Annotated in this window: 21 protein-coding genes and 1 pseudogene; 19 read left to right on the forward strand and 3 right to left on the reverse strand. The window is 65.8% G+C overall.

Annotated features, from left to right (window positions below; genetic code table 11):
• From H7F49_RS02045 to H7F49_RS02065, 5 genes are all read left to right on the forward strand, one after another.
• Window positions 1-1,185: a hypothetical protein gene (locus tag H7F49_RS02045; protein WP_328806452.1), complete on the forward strand. Its 1,185-nt coding sequence runs from the start codon at window positions 1-3 to the stop codon at window positions 1,183-1,185.
• On the forward strand, window positions 1,182-2,867 hold the full coding sequence (locus H7F49_RS02050) for a DUF1592 domain-containing protein (protein WP_185681874.1): 1,686 nt from the start codon (window positions 1,182-1,184) through the stop codon (window positions 2,865-2,867). The genes H7F49_RS02045 and H7F49_RS02050 overlap by 4 nt, the downstream gene beginning before the upstream one ends.
• A 17-nt stretch (window positions 2,868-2,884) precedes the next feature.
• On the forward strand, window positions 2,885-4,225 hold the full coding sequence (locus tag H7F49_RS02055; protein WP_185681875.1) for a DUF1552 domain-containing protein: 1,341 nt from the start codon (window positions 2,885-2,887) through the stop codon (window positions 4,223-4,225).
• The gene (locus tag H7F49_RS02060; protein ID WP_185681876.1) at window positions 4,222-4,716 is read left to right on the forward strand and encodes a VOC family protein; all 495 of its coding nucleotides are present in this window, start codon (window positions 4,222-4,224) and stop codon (window positions 4,714-4,716) included. Before H7F49_RS02055 ends, H7F49_RS02060 begins: the two co-directional genes overlap by 4 nt.
• Window positions 4,717-4,810: 94 nt before the next feature.
• Complete coding sequence (locus H7F49_RS02065; protein ID WP_185681877.1) at window positions 4,811-5,311, forward strand: MarR family winged helix-turn-helix transcriptional regulator; 501 nt, start codon at window positions 4,811-4,813, stop codon at window positions 5,309-5,311.
• Window positions 5,312-5,441: 130 nt separating this feature from the next.
• Here H7F49_RS02065 and H7F49_RS19440 read toward each other — a convergent pair.
• Both H7F49_RS19440 and H7F49_RS02070 read right to left on the reverse strand, forming a co-directional pair.
• Window positions 5,442-5,839 (reverse strand): annotated as a pseudogene (locus H7F49_RS19440) (IS110 family transposase); the annotation flags it as partial.
• A gap of 650 nt (window positions 5,840-6,489) precedes the next feature.
• Window positions 6,490-7,653 (reverse strand): IS110 family RNA-guided transposase, encoded by a 1,164-nt coding sequence (locus tag H7F49_RS02070; protein WP_185681878.1) that lies wholly within the window; start codon window positions 7,651-7,653, stop codon window positions 6,490-6,492.
• Between the two features lie 144 nt (window positions 7,654-7,797).
• Here H7F49_RS02070 and H7F49_RS02075 point away from each other — a divergent pair, with 144 nt between their 5' ends.
• The 8 genes from H7F49_RS02075 to H7F49_RS02110 all read left to right on the forward strand — a co-directional run bounded on the left by H7F49_RS02075 (window position 7,798) and on the right by H7F49_RS02110 (window position 13,118).
• Entirely contained in the window at window positions 7,798-8,277 is a 480-nt protein-coding gene (locus H7F49_RS02075; protein WP_185681879.1) for a hypothetical protein, read from the forward strand.
• Window positions 8,274-8,981 carry a hypothetical protein gene (locus H7F49_RS02080; protein ID WP_185681880.1) on the forward strand — a complete coding sequence of 236 codons (708 nt, stop codon included), beginning with the start codon at window positions 8,274-8,276 and terminating at the stop codon, window positions 8,979-8,981. The genes H7F49_RS02075 and H7F49_RS02080 overlap by 4 nt, the downstream gene beginning before the upstream one ends.
• Before the next feature lie 67 nt (window positions 8,982-9,048).
• Window positions 9,049-9,750, forward strand: a complete 702-nt coding sequence (locus H7F49_RS02085) for a cellulose synthase operon protein YhjQ/BcsQ (RefSeq protein ID WP_185681881.1) — start codon at window positions 9,049-9,051, stop codon at window positions 9,748-9,750.
• A 52-nt stretch (window positions 9,751-9,802) separates the two neighbouring features.
• Window positions 9,803-10,093, forward strand: coding sequence for a hypothetical protein (locus H7F49_RS02090; protein WP_185681882.1), 291 nt, complete (start codon window positions 9,803-9,805; stop codon window positions 10,091-10,093).
• A gap of 632 nt (window positions 10,094-10,725) precedes the next feature.
• Window positions 10,726-10,971 (forward strand): AbrB/MazE/SpoVT family DNA-binding domain-containing protein, encoded by a 246-nt coding sequence (locus tag H7F49_RS02095; RefSeq protein WP_185681883.1) that lies wholly within the window; start codon window positions 10,726-10,728, stop codon window positions 10,969-10,971.
• Entirely contained in the window at window positions 10,968-11,357 is a 390-nt protein-coding gene (locus tag H7F49_RS02100) for a type II toxin-antitoxin system VapC family toxin (RefSeq protein WP_185681884.1), read from the forward strand. Before H7F49_RS02095 ends, H7F49_RS02100 begins: the two co-directional genes overlap by 4 nt.
• Before the next feature lie 529 nt (window positions 11,358-11,886).
• Complete coding sequence (locus tag H7F49_RS02105) at window positions 11,887-12,840, forward strand: hypothetical protein (RefSeq protein ID WP_185681885.1); 954 nt, start codon at window positions 11,887-11,889, stop codon at window positions 12,838-12,840.
• 17 nt (window positions 12,841-12,857) lie between these two features.
• A complete protein-coding gene (locus H7F49_RS02110; protein ID WP_185681940.1) occupies window positions 12,858-13,118 on the forward strand; it encodes a hypothetical protein in 261 nt (86 codons plus the stop codon).
• A gap of 12 nt (window positions 13,119-13,130) precedes the next feature.
• Here the strand turns inward: H7F49_RS02110 and H7F49_RS02115 are convergent, their stop codons facing one another.
• Complete coding sequence (locus H7F49_RS02115) at window positions 13,131-13,526, reverse strand: MarR family transcriptional regulator (RefSeq protein ID WP_235981538.1); 396 nt, start codon at window positions 13,524-13,526, stop codon at window positions 13,131-13,133.
• 210 nt (window positions 13,527-13,736) lie between these two features.
• Between H7F49_RS02115 and H7F49_RS19445 the strand changes: the two genes are divergently transcribed.
• The 6 genes from H7F49_RS19445 to H7F49_RS02145 all read left to right on the forward strand — a co-directional run bounded on the left by H7F49_RS19445 (window position 13,737) and on the right by H7F49_RS02145 (window position 20,581).
• Window positions 13,737-14,015, forward strand: a complete 279-nt coding sequence (locus H7F49_RS19445; protein WP_235981540.1) for an AbrB/MazE/SpoVT family DNA-binding domain-containing protein — start codon at window positions 13,737-13,739, stop codon at window positions 14,013-14,015.
• A gap of 622 nt (window positions 14,016-14,637) precedes the next feature.
• Window positions 14,638-15,528, forward strand: a complete 891-nt coding sequence (locus tag H7F49_RS02125; protein ID WP_185681887.1) for a LysR family transcriptional regulator — start codon at window positions 14,638-14,640, stop codon at window positions 15,526-15,528.
• Between the two features lie 89 nt (window positions 15,529-15,617).
• Window positions 15,618-16,940 (forward strand): CitMHS family transporter, encoded by a 1,323-nt coding sequence (locus tag H7F49_RS02130; protein ID WP_185681888.1) that lies wholly within the window; start codon window positions 15,618-15,620, stop codon window positions 16,938-16,940.
• Window positions 16,937-18,280: an acyclic terpene utilization AtuA family protein gene (locus H7F49_RS02135; protein WP_185681889.1), complete on the forward strand. Its 1,344-nt coding sequence runs from the start codon at window positions 16,937-16,939 to the stop codon at window positions 18,278-18,280. The genes H7F49_RS02130 and H7F49_RS02135 overlap by 4 nt, the downstream gene beginning before the upstream one ends.
• 1 nt (window position 18,281) lies before the next feature.
• Complete coding sequence (locus tag H7F49_RS02140) at window positions 18,282-18,596, forward strand: AtuA-related protein (RefSeq protein ID WP_185681890.1); 315 nt, start codon at window positions 18,282-18,284, stop codon at window positions 18,594-18,596.
• Window positions 18,596-20,581 carry an alpha/beta hydrolase domain-containing protein gene (locus tag H7F49_RS02145; RefSeq protein WP_185681891.1) on the forward strand — a complete coding sequence of 662 codons (1,986 nt, stop codon included), beginning with the start codon at window positions 18,596-18,598 and terminating at the stop codon, window positions 20,579-20,581. Before H7F49_RS02140 ends, H7F49_RS02145 begins: the two co-directional genes overlap by 1 nt.
• Window positions 20,582-20,771: the final 190 nt, after the last annotated feature.

The following is a 20,771-nucleotide window of genomic DNA, read 5'->3' on the forward strand; positions in this document are numbered from 1 at the left end:
GTGACCCGCCTCACATCGACCAGCCTGACCGTGCTGACCGGCCTTGTCGCAGCGCTCGCCGGGTTCCTCGCGCTGACCCCGGCCACGCGGCCGACCGCTGTCGCCCAGAGCACCCCGGACCTGCCGCCGCCGCCCGCCAACGGGGAGCTGGGTTTCGTCGTCGAGGAGTTCGCCCCCCCGGTGGTGCAAGGCAAGGACGCCTGTCCCGAGGGCACGGTTCCCAAGCTCAAGGAGCAGTACCTGGCCTCCCTGCCCGAGGCGGAGCGAGCCCGGTTGTCGCTCAAGGAGAACGAGCCCGAGTTCACCAAGCGCTGGCAGGCGGTCGCGGTGGGGCCGGGCAACACCAACATCTGTTCGCAACCCGACCGGTTCCGGCGCCCCTTGCTGCCCACCGTGCAGAGCGCGACCGCCCAGGGGCTGAACCTTGACGGCGGCGCGGCGGGCGACACCTGCGGGCACCAGGAGTTCACGTCGCCTGCCGGGGAAATGGGCATCGACAACCAGGAATACCGGGTGATGGGCTGCACCCTGGAATGGCGGGGCAAGGATGGCATCGCCGGCGACATCGCCAGCGGCCTGCGCCAGTTCCACGCGTCGGGAGAATGGACGCAGGTGATCCTGCTGCGCGGGATCGACAGCTTCGACCGGGATGACGATGTCGAGGTGATCTATGCCAACACCGCCGATCGTCCCCCCGTCGACACCAAGGGGCATTTCCTGGCCGGGGCCAGCTTCACCGTGAACGCCAGCGGACCGCGCCATCGCAACGTGCTCAAGGGGCATATCAACAAGGGCGTGCTGACGACCGAGCCGACCGACATCGTCCTGGCGCAGACCTGGGGGCAGGGCGGGGCGCGCGATATCCGCGGGTCCCGCTCGCGCTACACCTACCACCGCGCGCGGCTGAGGCTGGTGTTCCGCCCGGACGGTCGTCTCGAAGGGCTGCTCGGCGGCTATCGTCCGGCCTTCGAGGTGATCCAGAGCCCGTCGATCGGCGGGGTGGGCGCGGCGACCACGGCGGGAATCGACTGCGCTGGCATGCTCGGGACCCTGCTCAAGCATGCCGACGGCCTGCGCGACCGCAAGACCGGCAAGTGCACCGGCGTGTCCAGCGCGATGCGGGTGACGGCCGTGCCGGCCTTCGTGAACGATCTGCCCCAAGCCAGCGGAGCCATGGCCCAATGACCCGCCGCGTCCTTCATGCCCTTGTCCTTGCCGTGGCCGGCATGGCGGCGGCCGGTTCGATCCGGGCCGGCTTTCCGGTGGACGCGGCCCCCGTCGCGCGGACGGCCGATCCGGCGGCCGCCAGCGATCTGCGCATCATCGGCATGCGCCGGCTCACCGAGGCCCAGTACCGCAACAGCATTGCCGATATCTTCGGCACCGACATTCGCGTTTCGGGCCGCTTCGAACCGATCGTCCGGCCCGCCCACGAACTGATCGCGAGCGGGGCACGGGCGGCCAGCATTTCCCCCGCCGGGATCGAGCAGTTCGATGCCATGGCCCGGCAGATCGCCGCGCAGGTCTTTGACCCGGCGCGGCGCGCCCAGTTCGTCACCTGCCCTGCGGGGGCCGGCGAGGCCGTCACCGCCGGCTGCATTCGCCCGACACTCGACCGGCTGGGCCGGCTCCTGTTCCGGCGACCGCTGACGCCGGACGAAAGCGCCTTCTACGCCGGTCTGGCCGAACGCACCGCGCCGGCGGGCGCCTCGTTCGAAAAAGGGCTCGAACTGGCGCTGGCCGCGATGCTGGTGTCGCCCCACTTCCTCTACGTGGTGGAACGGGCCGAGCCGGACCCTGCCGCGCTCGGCCGCCTGAGCCTCGACGACTATTCGCGCGCGGCCCGGCTCAGCTACACGCTGTGGAACACCACGCCCAATGCCGCCTTGCTCGATGCCGCCGCCGGCGGACGGCTGCGCGATCCGGTCCAGCTGCGGTCGACGGCCGAACGGATGGTCGCCTCGCCGCGGTTCGAGAACGGCGTCCGCGCCTTCTTCGCCGATATGCTGCTGTTCGAACGGTTTGACGAACTGGCGAAGGACCCGGTGGTCTATCCCTACTTCAACCAGGCCATCGCCCAGGCCTTGCCCGAGCAGATGCTGCGGACCATCACCGATCACCTGGTGACCCGCGACGGGGACTACCGCGATCTGTTCACCACCCGGCGGACCTGGATGAACCGGCCGCTCGGGGCCCTGTACCAGGTGCCGGTCAGCCGCTCGCAGGGCTGGGTGCCCTACGAGTTTCCCGAGGGCAGTGACCGCGCCGGTCTGCTTGGCCAGGCCGGATTCCTGGCGATGTATTCGCATTCGGGGCGCAGTTCGCCGACCCTGCGCGGCCGCGCCGTGCGCGAGCTGCTGATGTGCCAGCCGGTTCCCAACCCGCCGGGCAATGTCAATTTCACCGCGGTGCAGGACACCACCAACCGCGCCATGCCCACGGCGCGCATCCGCCTGACCGCCCACAACACCGACCCGGTCTGCTCGGGCTGTCATGCGATAACCGATCCGATCGGGCTCACCCTGGAGCGGTTCGACGGGATCGGATCCCGGCGTGCGGTCGAGAACGGCGCCCCGATCGACGCCACCGGCAGCATGGATGGCACCGTCTTCGAAGGCGCAGCGGGGCTGGGCCGGGCGCTTGCCGCCAGCCGGGACACGACCACCTGTGTCGCGTCCCGCGCGCTGGAATACGCGACCGGCAAGCCGGTCGAGGATGCGACCCGGATCGACGGGCTGACGGACCGCTTTTCGGCCCAGAACTTCCGCATCCGTCAGCTTTTCCTGGATGTGGTCACCATGCCCGAGGCCTATGCCGTGCAACCTGTCCCCCTGTCGGGACCGGCCGCGCGGACGCGGCGGCGGTAAGGTCAAGGAGGACGACGATGGCTATGGATCTGACCCGCCGCTCAGCCCTGCGCGGCATGCTCAACGGGGCTGCGATCACCGTCGGGGTGCCGCTGCTGGACGCGTTCCTCGACATCAACGGCGAGGCCATGGCCGCCACCGGCAGCCCCGTGCCGGTGCGCTTCGGCACCTGGTTCTGGGGGCTGGGGGTCAACCCGAACCGCTGGTTCCCGGACAAGGCCGGGCCCGGATACGATCTGAAGCCCGAACTGGCACCGATCCGCCCCTTCGCGCACAAGATCAACATTCTCGGCAACTTCAACGTGATGCTGGACGGAGCGCCCAATCTGCCGCACTCCTCCGGGGGCGCGGCGATCCGAACCGGGCGCGCCTTGACCGCCGAGCGCGGCTTGCCGGGCGAATCCTTCGACGTGGCGATCGGCGACCGGATCGGCACGCGGACCCGCTTCCGCAGCCTCGAGATGTCGGCGGCGGGCGACGCGCGCAATTCGTTGAGCGGCCGCGGCGGCGGCAACCTCAACCCGTCCGAGACATCGGCCAGCGCCCTGTACCAGCGCCTGTTCGGCACCGGCTTCCAGGACCCGAACAGCGCCACCTTCGTTCCCGATCCGGTGGTCATGGCGCGGCGCAGCGTCCTGTCCGCGGTCGGCGAACAGCGCAAGGCGCTGGTGAGTGCGGTCGGTGCGGCGGACCGCCAGAAGCTCGACCAGTACTTCACCTCGGTCCGCCAGCTCGAGAACCAGCTCGCGGTGGAGCTGACCAAGCCCGAACCGATGCCCGCCTGCATCGTCCCGCGGGCGGTCCGGGAACGCCCGGTCAATGCCGAGATCGAGACCGCGGTGGCCAATCACGCGCTGATGACCGACCTGCTGGTCATGGCGCTCGCCTGCGACCAGACCCGCGTGTTCAACATGATGTTCAACAACGGGGCCTCGTCGCTGACGCGGATCGGCAGCACGATCACGCATCACCAGCTCACGCATGAGGAGGCACTGGACAACCGGCTCGGCTACCAGCCCGAGGCCAGCTACTTCCTCAACCGCATCATGGAAGCCTGGGTCTACTTCGTCGGGGCGCTCGACCGGATCCAGGAAGGGCCACGCACGCTGCTCGACAACACGCTGGTGTTTGCCCACTCGGAAACCGAGTTTGCCAAGTTCCACACGATCGACAACATCCCGATGATGACCGCAGGCAGCGCCGGCGGGCGGGTCAGGACCGGGCTCTACGTCGATGGCCAGGGCACCCCGGTCAGCCGCGTCGGGCTGACCCTGCAGCAGATCATGGGGGTGTCGATCGACACCTGGGGAACCCAGAGCATGACCACCGGCAAGTCGATCGGCGAGATCGTGGCATGACCGGCAGGCACGCCGCCCTTTCGCTGGCCGGACTGGCCGCCGTGTCGCTGTCGGCCCCTGTCCGGGCAGAGCCGCCGATCGCGCCCCCGGCGCTGGTCGGGGTGGTGTTCAGCGTTGCCGATCCCGAGCGCGAACTGGCGTTCTACCGCGACGTCTTCGGCCTGACCCTGGCGACGACGGTGGCGCATGGCACCAGCCGGGAATACATCCTGCGCTTTGCCGGCTCCGGCGCGCCATCCACCCTGATCCTGCAGCATGAGACCGATCCCGCCGCCCGCCGGGCGCCGACGCCGGGCGGAGGATTCAACCGCCTAGTGCTGCGCGTGACCGACCTGGCCGCGGTGATCGCCCAGCTCGATCGCCGCAAGCTGACGCACACCATGCCAAGCGGCGATCCCAAGGGCTACCGCGTGCTGCACACCGCCGACCCCGAGGGCTTTGCGCTCGAAATCATCCAGGCCGCGCCGCAAGCGCCGCCGCCGAGGCCTTAGCGGAGCCTCCGGGCCGGAGCATGGCGCAGGTTCGGCTTGCCGTGGCCTGCGGGCTTGCTAGGAGAGCGCGCAACCGACCCGGGACTTCACGCGCATGACGCAAGACCGCCGCGATGCGCTGCTCCAGCACCTGCTGAGCCGCACGGACAGCGCCCCGCGCGACGCGGACAGGCTCGATCCTGCGCTGCTGTCGCGCATCCTGGCAGGGCTGGTCTTCGCGCAGCGACCGATCAACGCCGCGGGCAGGGCGATCACCGAGCGCTTCGATCTGGGCCCCCGGGGGGCCTTCATCCTGAGCGTGATCGACCGCGGGGTGACCTATCCCAAGGACCTGGCCGAACTGCTGCGCATCGGGCGGAGCCTGGTCACGGCGGAGCTCGCCCGCCTGACCGACGCCGGGCTGATCACGGCCCGGGCCGGCGACGACCGGCGTCGTTCGCTGTTGCAACTGACGCCGCTGGGCCAGCAGGTCACGGCCCAGTTTCGCACCAGTCTGTCCGCCATGCTGGAAAGCCGGCTGCAGGCCTACTCGCGCGATCAGATCGATCTGTTTGCGGCGATGCTCCTGCACATCCAGGGGGACCCAACGGAATGATCCAGCCGCTCTGACGGCAGCGCCAGGGGCGTATCCGGCCTTCATATAATTAAAGGGATTATCATTATCCAATTCATCAGCCGGGACTTGGATGTATGGGCCTACATCAACGGCGTGACTCTTGACTTCTCACGGCCATGGTCCGCTGTCGAACCAGAAGATCGCAGGTCTTGTGCAGCATCAACACCACCTGGCGCTGTCCGACTTCACCGCGACAAAGCGCATAGTCGACCTGGCCACGGCCTCGCAGATCGCCGTCTTGCCGAACTTGACGTAGGGCTTCACAAACGCTGGTGGCGTGAGACAGACTTCATGACCGAGCGCGCCGATCTCCCGGCCCCAGTAATAGACCGATGCACAAGCTACGATCCCGACAAGGCATGACCGCTTCAGCTTCGCGAAGAACTTCAGATTCTCTACACGTCGAAGCTACCGGCGCACAACCAGACTGCCATCATCGGCGATGGCGTGAACCTGGAACACATTCTTGGCCAGATCGAGGCCAGTTACAGCGATCTCCTGGGGCATGGGCGACTCCTCGAGACGTGGCTTCCTACAACCGCACCATTACATACCTATCTCTGTGCGAGGGCCGTCCACCCCATCACGTCATTGGGCGCTTAACTTTTTGCATTCCGACGAGATAGCCGAACCACATAACCCTACTTGTAACCTTCCCCCGACTGAGGCATCTATCCAACAAATCCCTCGGTCAGTCCCGAGGGTGAGGCGTGGAAACCTCACAATCGTAGTCGCCGGTCGAACCTAGTTCGGCCGGGTGGCCGTCGCGCATGTCCAAGGTTCCGCCTAAAGTCTCTAGCTGCTGCCCCCTCGCGCAGGGGTATCCGCAATTCAGAGCGTCAGCATGGTGTGCTCCTTTGCTGAGCGCGGCAAGTCCAGATTGTCCGTCCCGGAGTGCAACAGTCTCTTCGTGGTCAGGCGCCTTGCCGGGCCCATGGGGCCAACGCCTGCCTCATTATGGGTATTCACCTGCAAAGGGGGGAGCTCCAACAAGCGGCACGAGGTTGTCGCCACCTCAACTTTAGACCCGGAGTCTCCGATCCCTCCGCCTCCCGGGAGGACTCTGCCGGCGCCCTTGCGCGCCGAACCCGTGAACCTGTCTCGCATTCTCCTTGATCTGGCTTCTTGATCTGGCTCCTTGCTCGGACCAGGCCGGCCTACACGGCCGCCTGACGACGCATCAGCTCGCGATGCGCCTCCACATTCGCCGCCTTCGCCATGAAGTGGGTGCCATCGCGCCACAGGCTGAGCATGACGATCGCCAGCTTGCGCGCGAGGGCCACCTTGGCCTTGTTGAACCCGACCCGTTTGCTGAGCCGCAGCCCCCAGTCCTTCAGCGTGCTGAAGGACTTCGTGTTCGACAGCATGACCGTCGCCGCCGAGACCAGGTGTGTGCGGGTCATCTGATTGCCCATCTTGCTCACGCTGCCATGGGTCAGGCTGTCTCCCGACTGGTACACCCGCGGGGTGAGGCCAAGATAGGCCGCGACATCCTCGACATGGCGGAAGCGGTGGGGGTCCTCGATGGCGCTGAAGAACGACAGCGCCGTGATGGTGCCAACGCCCGGGATTTCCATGAAGCGCCGGCAGACCGGATTGGCCGCAGCCAACAGGTCGAGTTCGCGCTCGATGCGCTGGGCCTCGTCATAAAAGCTCTGGCACAGGTCGAGCAATGGCAGGACCCTGGGCCGCAGATCGATGTTTTCCCGATCGGCAATCAGGCACATCTGGTCGATCGCGCGACTGCGATAGGTCGCCGGGCTTTCGGTTCCGCCCTCGATCCGTCCGCCATAGACACGGACCAGGCCGCGGATCATGGCCTCGGTCTCCCGCCGCTGCTTCACCAAGCGATCGCGCATGATGAGATAGGCCCTGATCTCGAAGCTCAGGCTGGACTTGACGTAGACCTCGGTCAGATACTCCCGGCCCGAGCGGGTGATCTCGGCGATCCCGCGTGCGTCGTTGGTGTCGGTCTTGTTGCGCTTGATCGATAGCACCCGGTGCACCTGGAGCGCATCGAGCACCGCCACCGGGAAGCCCTGACGACGCAACTGCGCAGCCAGATGCGGCGACAGGCTGCCCGTTTCCATGCCGATCATCGACACGTGCGACTTGAAGTTCTTGCGCAGATACCGGCCGATCTCGGTCGCATCGCTCTTCATCGACATCTGGTGCACGACCGCCCCGTCGGCGTCGACGACGCAGACCGCCGTGTTCCTCAGCCCAACGTCGAGCCCCACCCAGAACCGTGCGCGAGCCGGCTCCGCCTCGGCGCGAGCCATCGCCGCCGAGTACCCGACCGCTGTGATCTTCTTTGGCATGTCTCATCCTTTCCGTCCGTCGTGACACGAAAGGATACCCCTGCTTGGCCAACAGGGGCAGCAGCTATCCCACAAGCGGCGGCGCCTTGTGACTACGCAGGGTTTCCAACACCCGGCTCGGGCCGGTCCGCCTCCAGCGTTGCGATGGGAGGCGGGATGTTACGGTACAGTGCTGCGATCGCTTTTTGCCTGGCGCTGACCGCCTGCGGCAAATCCACGTCCGATTACGAGCAGGCTGCCAAGGCCAACTGGCCGAGGATCCAGGCGGCACAGGCCGCGCGGGCAGATGACCTCGACGCGAAGGCCGAAGACTGGGATCGCAGCGCTGCGATGGCGCGGCGGATCGCCGCCTCGCTTGGCAAGGCGAACGAGCCCAACCGTGTCGCCGACGGGCATGACGAGGCTGCGCGTGACCTGCGGGCGGAGGCGGCCGAAGCGCGTGCCCTGTCTAAGGCGACGCTGACGAAGGTCCGCAACATCAGCTGCGCACCTGCTGCGCCCGACCCCGGCGAAAACTGCGAGATGACCATCACCCTGCGGGACAAGCAGGGGAACAACCACGACACCCAGGCCCGGTGGCGCTTCGATGTGATCGATGGCCGGCTCCAGGTGGTCGGCTCATGACCAGGCTCAGGGCAGGGGAGGGCAACATCCGCTTGGCACCAGCCCGTCCGCCGCGCCGTCACCGGTCGGTCAGCGCATGGTACCCGATGGAGGTGATCGGGGTGATTTCGCCGGCGCCGGGGTGCGGGGTCACCTTGAAGGCCGCGGACCTGCTGCTTTGTGCTCAGGCTGCCGGCGACCGGGTCCTCGCGATCGACACATCGCCGACACGGGACCTAGCGCGCGACCTCGAGCCACACGGGTTCGAGCATCTGGGAGATATCCGCGATCTAGTGACACCGTGGTGCGGCCGGAAGTGGAGGAACCGCAGCTATCCGCGGGCAGGCATCCTGTCGCTCGCGGAGCAGACGAGGGGAGGGCCCTCGCTTTCAGAACTGGCCGGCACATACCGGGACAGGAGGAACAGGACCCAACAGCGCTGGAACGCCTGGCTGGGCCACTATTACGATCGCGCGGTGATCGACCTTGGAGGCTCCGACGCGGCGATATTCGGCATGCTGTGCCCGGCGGAATCGCAGGTCCGGGTGCTTCTTGCACCAGAAGCGGCCGACCCATGCCTCCATGTCGACTGGATCGACAGGGCAGGCCTCCTGTTGAAGGTACTGGTCTGTCCCGAAATGGTGTCGTTCGAGCCGCCGCTGTCGGACACCTTGCCAGGGGCGGTCGACCGCCTTGCCCAGCGCTGGCGCCAGTCGGCGGGGTAGTGCGCCGAATAGCCCCCAAGCCCTCACATAGACCCGCGCTCATCGCGCTTCAGCAGGAGTAAACGACATGCAAGTGATCTCGGTTCAAAGTGTCTGCGGCGGCACCGGCGTGTCGCTCACGGCGGCAGAGCTCGCCCTCAAAGCACGGAGCGAGGGGCAACGGGTCCTGGCGGTCGATCTGTGTCAGAACCGGCAGTTGCGCAGAGACCTGTCGATCGCGGGTTTCCACCAGATCGAGGATTCGCGGCAGCTTTTCCGGCCGCTTTGCGAAGCTCGGTGGGGGCGAAGCCCCTTTCCCCGGGCGGCGCTGATGTGCTTTCCCTTCAGCCGGCCGAGCTACCTATCTGTCACCGACGAAGGACGCCTCACGCTGAACCATGAGCCGCTGATCGAACGCGGGCCGGTTGCGCTCCAGTGCCTCGAGGCGTCAGTCCGTGACCTGTCGGTCGGCTTCGACGTGATGGTGATCGACGTGAGCACCAAGGATCGCACGACGATGCGGATGGTCGCCGAAGTCAGTGACGAGGTGCATGTCATGCTCCGCACCGTCCCCGATTTTGCCACGGCCGGACACTGGTACGCATTCATCGGAGTAGCGGACCCCGCGGCACTGCGTTGCGAGGTGTTCACCCACGAGGACCGCAATCGCACCCCGGCAGAACTCGATCAGATGGGACGGTCATCGGCACTGCTGGATTTCTACCAAGCTGCGGAGCGTGGGGACAAGCCGGGTGGCGATGACAGGCAGGCCGAGCGGGCGGGCGCATAGCGCCCGCCAACCTCGGGCAACCAACCCTGCATCAGCATGGAAAGGATTCCATATGCCGATCCGCCTAAGCCGCTGCGCAGGCTATCCTCGCCGGACTGTCCGCATCGCGGTCGAGCATCTGCGCCACAAGCCCGCCGCTGTCGCCGCCCGCAGCGGGCACGACAAGGTCATCATCCTGCGCGCCGGCAAACCCACGTGGACGATGGTGAGTACGGATTACCATGACATGCTGGTCGATCGCGTCCGGGCCCTGGGGCTGGACGCAGCCAGCAACGGGCTGGGCAGGAGAATGGGCCCCAAGCCCGCGGCCAAGTGGCGCGCTACCCGCAGTGGGTTGAACTAGGGGTAGCACGGTTCATCCAAGCAGCTAGCCAAGGGCGGTCGTCGGTCATGATCGACCCGGCGACCATGACCACAGTCCGACCCCTTCACCTTCTCGGCGAGGTCAGGCCCCCTTCAGCTCCATGGCTGTTCGGAGGAGCTCCCATGCCATCTGTTCGTGCTGGCTGGTCTGCCGGTCGATTGCCTGGCCATCTGGCCCGATGGGGCAGGACATGCTCGGACCCGTCCGGGAACAATTGTCGCACAAGGTTATCCCGCAAATCCAACGGGATAGCGAGCTCTGCCGTTTCCTGTGCGACAATTGTTCCCAGGGGGGTCTACCGGTTTTCGCATTACAAAGCAGAGCCTTAGGCCTCATGGACACCGTGTTAGGTGTACCCCTTTTTCAAGCAGGCACTGAACGCCTTCAAGCCGCCGACATCGTGTTCACCCGGTCGGTGCGCCGCCCGCCGATGGCTCTGACATCCGCGGCGCTCGACTGGGGCGCCCACCGTCCGCGAAGATCGAGTGGCGAAAGGGTGGGCAAGTGGAGTTTAATGTCACAACCGGAGGCGTGTGACATGCATTCTCAAACATGCCATATCATCCGATAGAGGCCACATGACGAATCATGAGGCATAGCGGAGCGCGAGCATGACTGTGCAAGTGACCATCACGCCCAATGGCCGGATGAGCCTGCCCGCCGATATCCGCAAGCGCCTGGGCCTTGCTGGAGGTGGTGCCTTGCTGGTCGAAGAGACACCGGATGGTGTGATCCTGCGCACCGTTGCGCAGTCGATCGCCCATGCTCAGGCGCTGGCGAGACACTACACTGGCGACATGCCAGAAGCCTCCGTCGATGCTTTTCTCTCGCGCCGTCGTGAGGACTCTGGCGAATGAGCGACGTGGTCCTCGATGCCTCGGCGCTCCTTGCTCTGTTGAGGGATGAGCCGGGCGCTGCAAAGGTCGCCGAAGCCATTGCCGAGGCACGCATGTCGAGCGTGAACTATGCAGAGGTGGTGAGCCATTTCATTCACGCTGGCATGCCCGCCGACCAGGTCGACGCGATGCTTCGCCCTCTGCCCGTCACGATCGTCGAAGCTGATCAGGCCTTGGCGACGATTGCGGGGCGACTGCGTGCGGTGACGGCGGAGGCGGGACTTTCGCTTGGTGACCGGTTTTGCCTGGCACTGGCGCGGCGTGACGGATTGCCAGCGCTCACCGCGGACAAGCAGTGGCGCGCCGTAGCCGATGTTGCAGGCGTCACCGTTTCCGTAATCCGCTGAGTTGGCATTACGCCTGCCTGGGGCGGGACTCAAAGGGGGCCCTAAGGCCTGTTTCGCGCCATGGCGCGACAGGACCTGTTCAGCACCAGTCGGCGCGTGAGTCAGCCATCAGGTGAGCCAGGTGGGCAAGCATGGAGTGCCTGGTGGAGAGGGTACACCCAACACGGTGCCCGTGAGGCGCAAGCTGTTGACGAAATTGGATTAATCGGCCCGACCCCTTGTCAGACATCTGTCTGACAAAATTGATGAGTTCGGCAAGTATCTGGTGTTTAACAACAAAAGTGTCTGACAATTGTCTGACGCACCTCTGGAGCGGGTTATGTTGCCAGCCCGCAATCCCGAGGGCCTCCTGACCCCTTGCGCCGCCTTTTTCCCACCGGGAACGGACCAGCATTGGGTCGACCGCAGGGCTGCGCGAGATGATCTTCCGTGATAGTGGGGCGCGTAATGTGGGGATCATCCATTGCCTGGACAGAGCATCGGCGACGACGAGATTTCCTGCGGCTCCGAATGTGTTCCAGCTGAACGCATGGCGTCCCTTGTCGATCTGGGTGTAACCATTTCTGATGCCCTTCAGCTCGAAACCGCGCTGAGGAGTTTCCGCGCCGGCCTGACGCCGTTCGCCGTACTCGACCCTGTCGGCGAGGGGGAGGGGGCCTTCACTGCGACGATCGAACAAGCCAGCGTGACCATCACCCGCGCGGTGCGCAGCCTGCTGGCGAACCGCGCGGCCGAAGACCTGCGCGAGGCCCTGGCTCGGGTCGGGAGCATGCAGCAGGTCTATGGCCCGCCCGTCTACAAGTGGACCACTGACCGACGGCCGATCGAGTTCAGCCATATGCTCGGGCGCTCTGCATCCGCCCTGCTGAGTGACGAGGCCATCGGCGACTACGAGGCTCAGCTCGACCTGCTGCGCTACGATCTGGTGGACACGCGCTATGCTCTCCACCTCGAGACCGACCTCCTCCCGACCTACGCGCGGTGGCTGGGCAAGGGAGAGGCCAGCCTCCTGTCTGCGGGGGAGGGAAGTGCGGCGGCCATCGCCCTGCTGGCAGAGGACACCGCATCGTTGATGGTCTGGCGCATGCTGACAGTCCGCTGGTGCGAGGACCATGGGCTGTTTGCCGCCAGGTACATGACCGGTGTCGGCATCGAGCGGTTCTGGGAGTTCGCCGAATACTTCGGCAAGCCGACGCAGGAGCTGCTCCGCCAGAGCTACCGGCACGGCCAGGCGGTCTTCCCCCATGTCTTTGCGTCATCGCCACTCGATTGGGCCGTGGCCCACGATGATGCCGGGCTGTCGCATGCCTTGGAGCACACCACGTATCAGCTCTCGCGCTGGAACTTTGCGACCCTCAGTGCTGGCATCCTCTGGGGCATCTGTGATCGGCAGCTGGGCGCGGGGGATCGGCTGGCCAGGATCCCGCAGATGGATCGCAGCGCTTTGACATGTCCGCCGAAAGCCGCCACCCCGCGCGCATAACGCAGCAGGACCCGGACATGGACTTCGACGATCAGCTTCGACGCTACTTCGGGACCTCCGACCTCGAGGCCGTGACGGCTGATGCCTTGACCGCTGGCATCGAGAAGATGCGGGTCGACCTCGGGCTCGAACGGGACCGGCCGCGCCGCTTTGCCTTGTGGAGCCTGCTCTACATGCTGGGCGGGTCCCCCGACCTCGACATCGCCTTCAAGGATGAGGCCGACCAAGAGGCGGCGCGCGACTTCATGGACATGATCGACCGTGTCGGACCGGAGTAGCAAACAGGCCGATCAGCCACTGAGCAAACGGGTCATGGCCGCGGTCATCTTGTCATTGAGCCTGATGTAGGTCCGGCGCCGGTCACTGGGATCAGGGTAGCGCTCGATCAGTCCCTCGCTTTCCAAGAGCGCGATCCAGCGCAGCGCCGTGGTCGGCGGTACGTCAGCGGCAATGCACAGGCTGGTCACCGATACCCTCTGCAATGCGATCCGCGCCGTGTAGAGGTCGAGCAGCATGTCCCAGGCGGGCTCCCCGAACAGGTTCGACAGCCCTCCAAGCACGGCGGCGCGCCGGCGGCGGAAGCGGTAGATCTTGTTCGCCAGCTCCGCTGCCGATCGTTCATCGGGCTGCGCGGTGTTCGACTGGGGCGTGCGGTCCGGAATGGTGAACTCAAACCGCAGCTTCATGACCCCCACCGGCTCACATCCTTGCTCCGTCGGAAAGCCTAACGGGAAGCACGAGCAATGGGCACTCACCGCATAGGGTAGATGGGGCGCCGCCCAAGGTAGATCGGGCACATATGGCAGAAAACAGTCGATGTGACATGTTCTAGCAAATGTGCCATATGACTCCATGAGAGCCATCAGACAAATTTTAAGGCACGACGGAGCTCGATCATGACCGTGCAAGTGACGATCACGCCCAACGGCCGGATGAGCCTGCCCGCCGATATCCGCAAGCGCCTCGGCCTCGCTGCCGGTGGCGCCCTGTTGGTCGAAGAAACGGACGACGGGGTGCCCGGTCTGCACGAGCCCGGCCCGGTTCGCGCTGACCCGTCGGCACTCGGCCAGCGCGCCAGAGGATGCGCACGGAACGACCGGCGGCGCGATGCTTCCCACCTCCAGGCACACGAAGCGGAACGATGGAAAGGGGTGCGGGGGAAGGGGTACACCTGATGCACCAGGGGTGCCGATGCAAACCCGCAGATTTCGGCCATGGCGCGCTCTGGTCCAGACGTTGTGAACCGCTTGGACCATGGCTCGAGGCAAAGCCGATGCGGATCAAGAAGCTGAACAACAACTGGAATTCTGACAATTCGATGCGGATGTCAGTCGCGGGTGACTGGCCGGTGCATCGCCCGCTTCGGTCCGATTTCAACAGTCGGGGCGAGCGGTTCGGCACTCCACCCGCTCGAATGAGAATGGGCGCGTTGAGGTGAGCTAGGCTTCGGTGCTGCCGCCCAAATGTCGGCCCTGGATGCAGGTTTGGCAGCCGCCGACTACGCTTCGTTGTTCAAGGTAGCCAACCTCTCGCCTGCTTGCTGCCGAAAGCGGTTACTGTCTTTTGCTACTGGCGAAGTCAGAGGCTACCTGTCTGTCCTAGGCGATCAGCCGCCAGCCCTCGTTTCTGGTGGATTGCCGCTCCAACGCCTGAAACTGACCACTGGAGCAACCGCGCTGTGGAGGCAGCTGAGTGCGATTTGGCTAAGCTCTTGCTCATCGTCACCCACTTGCGCCAAACGCGAGATCCGATGGCGCTGGTGCCCTTAGGAAAAGGCATATGGCCCGCACTCCAAGCATGACCAGTCTCAGGCTGTTTCTGCAGGTCGCTCGCACCTGCAGCTTCAGCGAAACAGCCCGCCTTGCGAACCTGTCTCAGCCGGCTCTCAGCAGAACGATCAAGCTGCTTGAGGAAGACCTCAACGTTCGGCTGTTCGATCGCAATTCCCGCAACGTGATGCTCACGGCGGCAGGGGCTGCACTGGTGCCGATCGTCGAACGGCTTACCGCCGATTTTGACCTGGCCTTCCGCGAGCTTGACCAGACATTCAGTGGGGAACGTGGCCGCGTGGTCATCGGTGCACTGCCCTCGGTCGCAGCTGAATTCCTGCCGCGGGCGATCGCCAAGTTTATGAGCGGACGGTCCCAGGTCGAAGTCATCATCCGGGAGAACCTGACCGGCGGCCTGTTGCAGAACCTGCAGGATCGGTCGATCGATCTGTCCATTACCATTCCCCCCGCCGCCAACACGGCGATCCGTTTCGAGCCGATGTTCGAAGACGACTATGTCCTGGTGTGCCGGCCAGAGGATGCGGACGACATCGCCGATCCGGCACCCTGGTCGGAGTTCGAGCGACGGCCCTTCATCGCCATGGAACCACGCAGCAGCGTCAGGATGATGACCGACAGCATCTTCACTTCGACGGGCCTCCAGGCGAGTCCGCGCTTCGAGTGTGCGCAACTGGCGACGGTTGGCGGTCTGATTGGCGAAGGCCTTGGCGTATCCTTGCTTCCCCGCAGCACCTTGCCCCTGATGGCGGTTGGCAAGCCCATGGCCTGGCGCAACACCGAACCGCCCGTCGCATCACGCACGATCGGGATCTGCACCCTGGCCGACCGAACCCTGGCGCCGGCCGCAGAGGCGTTCCGGCGATTGCTGCTGAGCGCCGCGGTCGATGCAAAATTCTGATCAATCGATCAGGTAAGTCTAATTGTTGGATCGATGCACTTGCGGCATGAACGGGCTCGGCGCCGGTCAGGTGGGGGGAGTTGGGTAACATGCTGGTCGTGGTTGCTTCGGCAACGCTGGTGCTCCTGCTCGCGGCAATCCTGTCGAACCGTGTCTCACCCGTCGTCGCACTGATCCTCATCCCGGCCCTTGCCGCACTAACGCTGGGCGAGGCGAGTGCCATGCCGGGCTATGTCATCAAGGGGATCGGTCAGATTGCGCCGATCGCCGGCATGTTCGTGTTCGCCATCCTGTTCTTCGGGATCATGACGGACGTCGGGCTGTTGGCTCCGCTGGTTGGTGCCATTCTGACATTCGTCGGGCGCCGGCCCGAACGCATTACCCTGGGGACGGCCGCCTTGGCGCTGCTGATCCATCTCGATGGGTCGGGCGCGGTCTGCTTCCTTGTTACCATCCCGGCACTGCGTCCGATTTACGACGAACTGGGCATGGATCGGCGCGTGCTGGCCTGCACCGCCTCGATGGCCGCCGGCGTCAACTTCCTCCCCTGGACAGGACCCACGGTGCGCGCTGCCGCCTCGCTCAAGCTGACCGTGACCGAGATCTTCACCCCGCTGATCGGGGTCCAGAGCGTAGGGTTGGTCTTCGTCTTCGCCGCTTCATGGTACCTCGGCCTGCGCGAGCGGCGCCGGCTCGGCCTACGGCCCCTTGCCTCCGCCGCCCATGAGCTGGACGATGGTGGCACGGCCTCAGCCCCGGCCAGCGCTGACGCGGGCCATGGCGCAGGCCTTGTCCGGCCGCGCCTGCTCCCGCTGAACCTGCTGCTCACCCTCGTGGTCGTCGCGCTGATGGTCAGCGGACTCGCCGAGCCGGTCGTGGTATTCATGCTCGGCACGGCGCTCGCCCTGGTCATCAACTTTCCCGATCCCGCAGCCCAGCGTGCGCGTATCGAGGCCCATGCGCCCACCGCGATGCTGATGGTCAGCGTGCTGGTGGCCGCAGGCGCCTTCACCGGCATCCTCAATGGCACGGGCATGATCAAGGCCCTCGCGGTCGCCAGCACGGCCCTCGTTCCGACCGGGCTTGGTCCTCACATCCCGGTCCTGCTCGCATTTCTGGCCATGCCGCTCAGTCTCGCGTTCGATCCCGACAGCTTCTACTTCGGTGTCTTGCCGGTGGTCGCCGAGGTCTCCGGCCATTTCGGTGTCGCGCCGGTGAAGGTCGCTCAAGCCGCGCTGCTCGGTCAGATGACCACCGGGTTTCCTGTTAGCCCCCTGACACCTGCCACCTTCCTGGTCGCCGGACTCAGCGGAATAGAACTCGGCGCGCATCAGCGCTTCTCGATCCCTTGGCTCTTTGGAGTATCGCTGGTCATGACCGCAGCTGCAGTCCTCATGGGGGTGCTCGCGTGACCACGCGACCCATCCGGATAGGAGCTGGTGCGGGCTTCTCGGGCGACCGGATCGAGCCGGCCACCGCGCTGCTGGAGCATGCCGGACTTGATTATCTCGCGTTCGAATGCCTTGCCGAGCGGACCATCGGTCTCGCTCAGGCTGCGCGCCAGCTCGATCCCGATGGCGGTTACGACCCTCTGCTCGAAGCCCGGATGCGCGCGGCGCTGCCACTGGCCTCGCGCGGCGGCGTGCGGCTGATCAGCAACATGGGTGCGGCAAATCCCCTGGCTGCTGCCCGTGCGACCACCCGAATTGCCCGCGAGCTCGGCCTGTCCGGCTATCGTACCGCCGCTGTGGTCGGCGACGACGTGCTCGACCTGATCATGGCCCGGCCCTATCCGCTGATCGATCGCGAGGGGACGAGCTGTGACCTCGGCAGCGCCGTGGTATCCGCCAATGCCTACATGGGCGTTGGCGGGATCGTCGATGCGCTGGCGCTTGGCGCCGATTGCGTGCTGACCGGCCGGGTCTGCGACCCGGCCCTGTTCCTCGCTCCGCTGGTGCATGCCTTCGGCTGGTCGCTCGATGACTGGGATCGGTTGGGGCAGGGAACCATGGTCGGCCATCTGCTCGAATGCGCCGGGCAGCTGTGCGGAGGCTATTTCGCTGATCCGGGCGTCAAGGACGTTCCCGACCTGGCCAGGCTGGGCTTCCCGTTCGCCGAGGTCGATCAGGACGGCGGCGCGACCTTCGCCAAGCTGGAAGGCGCGGGTGGGCTGCTGACGGAAGCCACCTGCAAAGAGCAGCTGCTCTACGAGATTCTCGATCCCGCCGCCTATCTCCAGGCCGATGTGGTCGCCGACTTCACCGGTGCGCGCATTGCCCCCCTGGGTCCGGATCGGGTTCGGGTGGAGGGAGCACGTGGCCGGCCTTGCCCCGGCAGTCTCAAGGTCTCGATCTGCTACGAGGACGGCTTCAGCGGGGAAGGGCAGATTTCGTACGCCGGACCGGGCGCGGCCGAGCGCGGACGTCTGGCCCTCGACATCGTGCGCGAACGCCTGCGGATGGACGGCACCGACACGTCGGCCATGCAATTCGACCTGATCGGGGTCGATTCCGTCGATCGTCGCAGTGATGACTCGAGCACAGCGCCGCGTGAGGTCCGTGTCCGTGTGGCAGGCCGTTCGGCTACGCTCGGCGGCGCCGAGCGGATCGGAGCCGAGGTGGAAGCGCTCTACACCAACGGTCCCATGGGGGGAGGCGGGGTCACGCGCTCCGCTCGCAAGGTTTTGGCTGTGGCATCGACGCTGATCGAGCGTCAACTCGTCCGCCCCCAGGTCATCATGGAGGTCGCCTGACATGATCCTTCGTGACATCGCCCACGTCCGCACGGGCGATAAAGGCAATACCGCTCAGATTGCCGTGTTCGCCCGAAGCCCCGAGGCTTATCCATTGCTGGTGCGGGCAATCACTGCCGGCCGGATCGCCGCGCATCTGCCCGCGCTGCCGATCGACAGTATCACGTGCTACGAATTGCCCGGACTCTGCGCCCTCAATTTCGTCATCGAAGGCGCACTTGCGGGCGGGGTCACGCGCTCGTTGGCGCTGGATCCACACGGCAAGACACTTGGCGCCCAGCTGCTGGACCTGCCGATCGAGGAGCCGGCGCAGTGATGACAAAGCACCTGCGCACCGCTGCGGTCTGCAGCACGGCGGCACTCGCCCTGGCTCAAGCCGGTTCAGTTGCCGCAAAGGTCGAGCGCATCGTGATCGATGGCACTACGGCGGCACCAAAGGTCGAGGGCGCTCCCGAATACGAGATCGTCTCGGGACACTTCGAGGGCACGCTCGACCCGCAGCTGCCTGCCAACACCGTGATCACGGATATCGCCCAGGTGCCAAGGAATGCGCAGGGCTTGGTCGAATACAGCGCGACCTTTCGCTTGGCCCGCCCCGTGGACACCACCAAGGCCAGCGGCGTCCTGTTCTACGACGTGCCCAATCGCGGAAACTATCTGATCGGCGCCGATCCGGACGGGCATGTTCGGCTGGTCAGCGGGTGGCAGGGTGACCTTCCGAAGGACCCCGCCCTCCAGACCGCGAACGTCCCCATCGCCAAGGGGCCAGGCGGTCGTCCTTTGACGGGACCAGTGCTGGTGCGGTTCCAGGACCTGCCGGCAGGAACGTCGACTGCTCCGCTCGCCGGCAGCATCGGTCGGCCCACTGCCCGTCCCGAACCGGTCACGCTCGACACCCGCAAGGCGACGCTGTTCTATCAAACCCCGGGCCGGGAGGAGCGGCATCAGGTCGCAGCCACCGACTGGGCGTTCGCCGATTGCTCGACCCGCCCCTTTCCCGGCAAACCCGATCCGCATTCGCTGTGCCTGCGGGGCGGGTTCGATCCGGCGCGTGCTTACACGCTTGTCTACACCGGCAAGGACCCGCTGGTGCTCGGCATCGGATTTGCCGCGACCCGTGACCTCGTGGCCTATCTCCGCCATGATCCCGACGGCCTTGCCCGACAGATCCGCTGGACCGTTGCCAGTGGAACCTCCCAGTCCGGCAACTTCCTCAAGAGCTTCGTCAATCTCGGCTTCAATGCCGACGAGACCGGCCGTATCGTCTTCGACGGCATCAATCCGAACATCGCGGCCAGGCAGGTCCCGCTGAACCTGCGCTTCGGAGTTCCCGGCGGGGCGGCCAGGGCCTTCGAGCCGGGTAGCGAGGGCGCCCTGTGGTGGTCACGCTATGACGACCGCTTGCGCGGGCTGGGGACCACCAGCCTGCTCGACCGCTGCAACGCCACGGGCACCTGTCCCAAGATCATCGAGACATTTGGCTCGGCGGAGTTCTGGGGCCTGAGAATGTCTCCCGGTCTGGTCGGCACCGATGCGGCAGCCGACCTGCCGCTGCCGGCCAATGTCCGGCGGTACTACTTCCCGAGCGTGACCCACGGGGGCTCGTACACCGGCGGGTTCAAGCCGGCCGGGGATGGCGCGGTGCCGGGTTGCCGTCTCGCTGCAAATCCCAACCCATCCCTGGAGAGCCTGCATGCGGCGCAGGCGATGCTCGTCGACTGGGTGAGCAAGGGGATCCCGCCCAAGCCGAGCGTCTATCCCACCCGCTCCGCCGGGGACCTCGTGGAGCCCACGGCGCGCGCAATGGGTTGGCCCGCGATCCCGGACACGCCCGATCCCGCCCGCATGCTCAATACCATGCCCGATTACCGCTTTGGCCGGGGCTTCCGCCGACGCGACGTCAGCGGCTCCCTGACGACGCTGCCGCCGGTCCAGCAGGGCACGATCCGCCAACTGGTGCCGCGGGTGAACGGCGATGGGAACGAGACCGCCGGCATCGCTTCGGTCCAGCTGCAGGTGCCGCTGGGCACCTACCTGGGTTGGAACGAGACGATCCGCGGGTTCGACGCCGGCAAGGGCTGCAGCTTCGTCGGCGGGTTCGTGCCCTTCGCCCGGACGCGGGAAGAGCGTCTTGCGAAGTCGGATCCCCGACCATCGCTGGAGGAGCGCTATGGCAACCGTGACGGTTTCCTCGCACAGGTCCGCGCAGCCGTAGCACGTCAGGTTGCGGCCGGATGGCTGCTGCCGCGCGACGCGGAGCGGCTGCTTCGCCAAGCCGACGACAGCGACGTTCTGCGCTGACCGGGATCAATAGCGATTCCTGATCAATCGATCAGAAACTTGTATTTCCTTGCTTGAACAAGCTCGGGCAAAGGATCGCACGAAGAACACTGGAAGGGGACAACTGGGTGGCCAGGCGGCGCTGACCTGCAATCAGGCGCGCCCACGGCGGCAGGGTCCCATTCCACGACACTGAGCGGGAGGGACATTC

Source organism: Novosphingobium aerophilum (genome assembly GCF_014230305.1).
Lineage (GTDB): Bacteria > Pseudomonadota > Alphaproteobacteria > Sphingomonadales > Sphingomonadaceae > Novosphingobium > Novosphingobium aerophilum.

What these genes read in the sequence shown, in the direction of transcription:
- H7F49_RS19445 (WP_235981540.1), top strand. Translation starts at nt 13,737, where the DNA reads ATGACCGTGCAAGTGACGATCACGCCCAACGGCCGGATGAGCCTGCCC.
- H7F49_RS02115 (WP_235981538.1), bottom strand. Translation starts at nt 13,526, where the DNA reads ATGAAGCTGCGGTTTGAGTTCACCATTCCGGACCGCACGCCCCAGTCG.
- H7F49_RS02085 (WP_185681881.1), top strand. Translation starts at nt 9,049, where the DNA reads ATGCAAGTGATCTCGGTTCAAAGTGTCTGCGGCGGCACCGGCGTGTCG.
- H7F49_RS02145 (WP_185681891.1), top strand. Translation starts at nt 18,596, where the DNA reads ATGACAAAGCACCTGCGCACCGCTGCGGTCTGCAGCACGGCGGCACTC.
- H7F49_RS02065 (WP_185681877.1), top strand. Translation starts at nt 4,811, where the DNA reads ATGACGCAAGACCGCCGCGATGCGCTGCTCCAGCACCTGCTGAGCCGC.
- H7F49_RS02140 (WP_185681890.1), top strand. Translation starts at nt 18,282, where the DNA reads ATGATCCTTCGTGACATCGCCCACGTCCGCACGGGCGATAAAGGCAAT.
- H7F49_RS02080 (WP_185681880.1), top strand. Translation starts at nt 8,274, where the DNA reads ATGACCAGGCTCAGGGCAGGGGAGGGCAACATCCGCTTGGCACCAGCC.
- H7F49_RS02055 (WP_185681875.1), top strand. Translation starts at nt 2,885, where the DNA reads ATGGCTATGGATCTGACCCGCCGCTCAGCCCTGCGCGGCATGCTCAAC.
- H7F49_RS02130 (WP_185681888.1), top strand. Translation starts at nt 15,618, where the DNA reads ATGCTGGTCGTGGTTGCTTCGGCAACGCTGGTGCTCCTGCTCGCGGCA.
- H7F49_RS02075 (WP_185681879.1), top strand. Translation starts at nt 7,798, where the DNA reads ATGGGAGGCGGGATGTTACGGTACAGTGCTGCGATCGCTTTTTGCCTG.
- H7F49_RS02070 (WP_185681878.1), bottom strand. Translation starts at nt 7,653, where the DNA reads ATGCCAAAGAAGATCACAGCGGTCGGGTACTCGGCGGCGATGGCTCGC.
- H7F49_RS02060 (WP_185681876.1), top strand. Translation starts at nt 4,222, where the DNA reads ATGACCGGCAGGCACGCCGCCCTTTCGCTGGCCGGACTGGCCGCCGTG.
- H7F49_RS02095 (WP_185681883.1), top strand. Translation starts at nt 10,726, where the DNA reads ATGACTGTGCAAGTGACCATCACGCCCAATGGCCGGATGAGCCTGCCC.
- H7F49_RS02125 (WP_185681887.1), top strand. Translation starts at nt 14,638, where the DNA reads ATGACCAGTCTCAGGCTGTTTCTGCAGGTCGCTCGCACCTGCAGCTTC.
- H7F49_RS02090 (WP_185681882.1), top strand. Translation starts at nt 9,803, where the DNA reads ATGCCGATCCGCCTAAGCCGCTGCGCAGGCTATCCTCGCCGGACTGTC.
- H7F49_RS02050 (WP_185681874.1), top strand. Translation starts at nt 1,182, where the DNA reads ATGACCCGCCGCGTCCTTCATGCCCTTGTCCTTGCCGTGGCCGGCATG.
- H7F49_RS02105 (WP_185681885.1), top strand. Translation starts at nt 11,887, where the DNA reads ATGGCGTCCCTTGTCGATCTGGGTGTAACCATTTCTGATGCCCTTCAG.
- H7F49_RS02110 (WP_185681940.1), top strand. Translation starts at nt 12,858, where the DNA reads ATGGACTTCGACGATCAGCTTCGACGCTACTTCGGGACCTCCGACCTC.
- H7F49_RS02100 (WP_185681884.1), top strand. Translation starts at nt 10,968, where the DNA reads ATGAGCGACGTGGTCCTCGATGCCTCGGCGCTCCTTGCTCTGTTGAGG.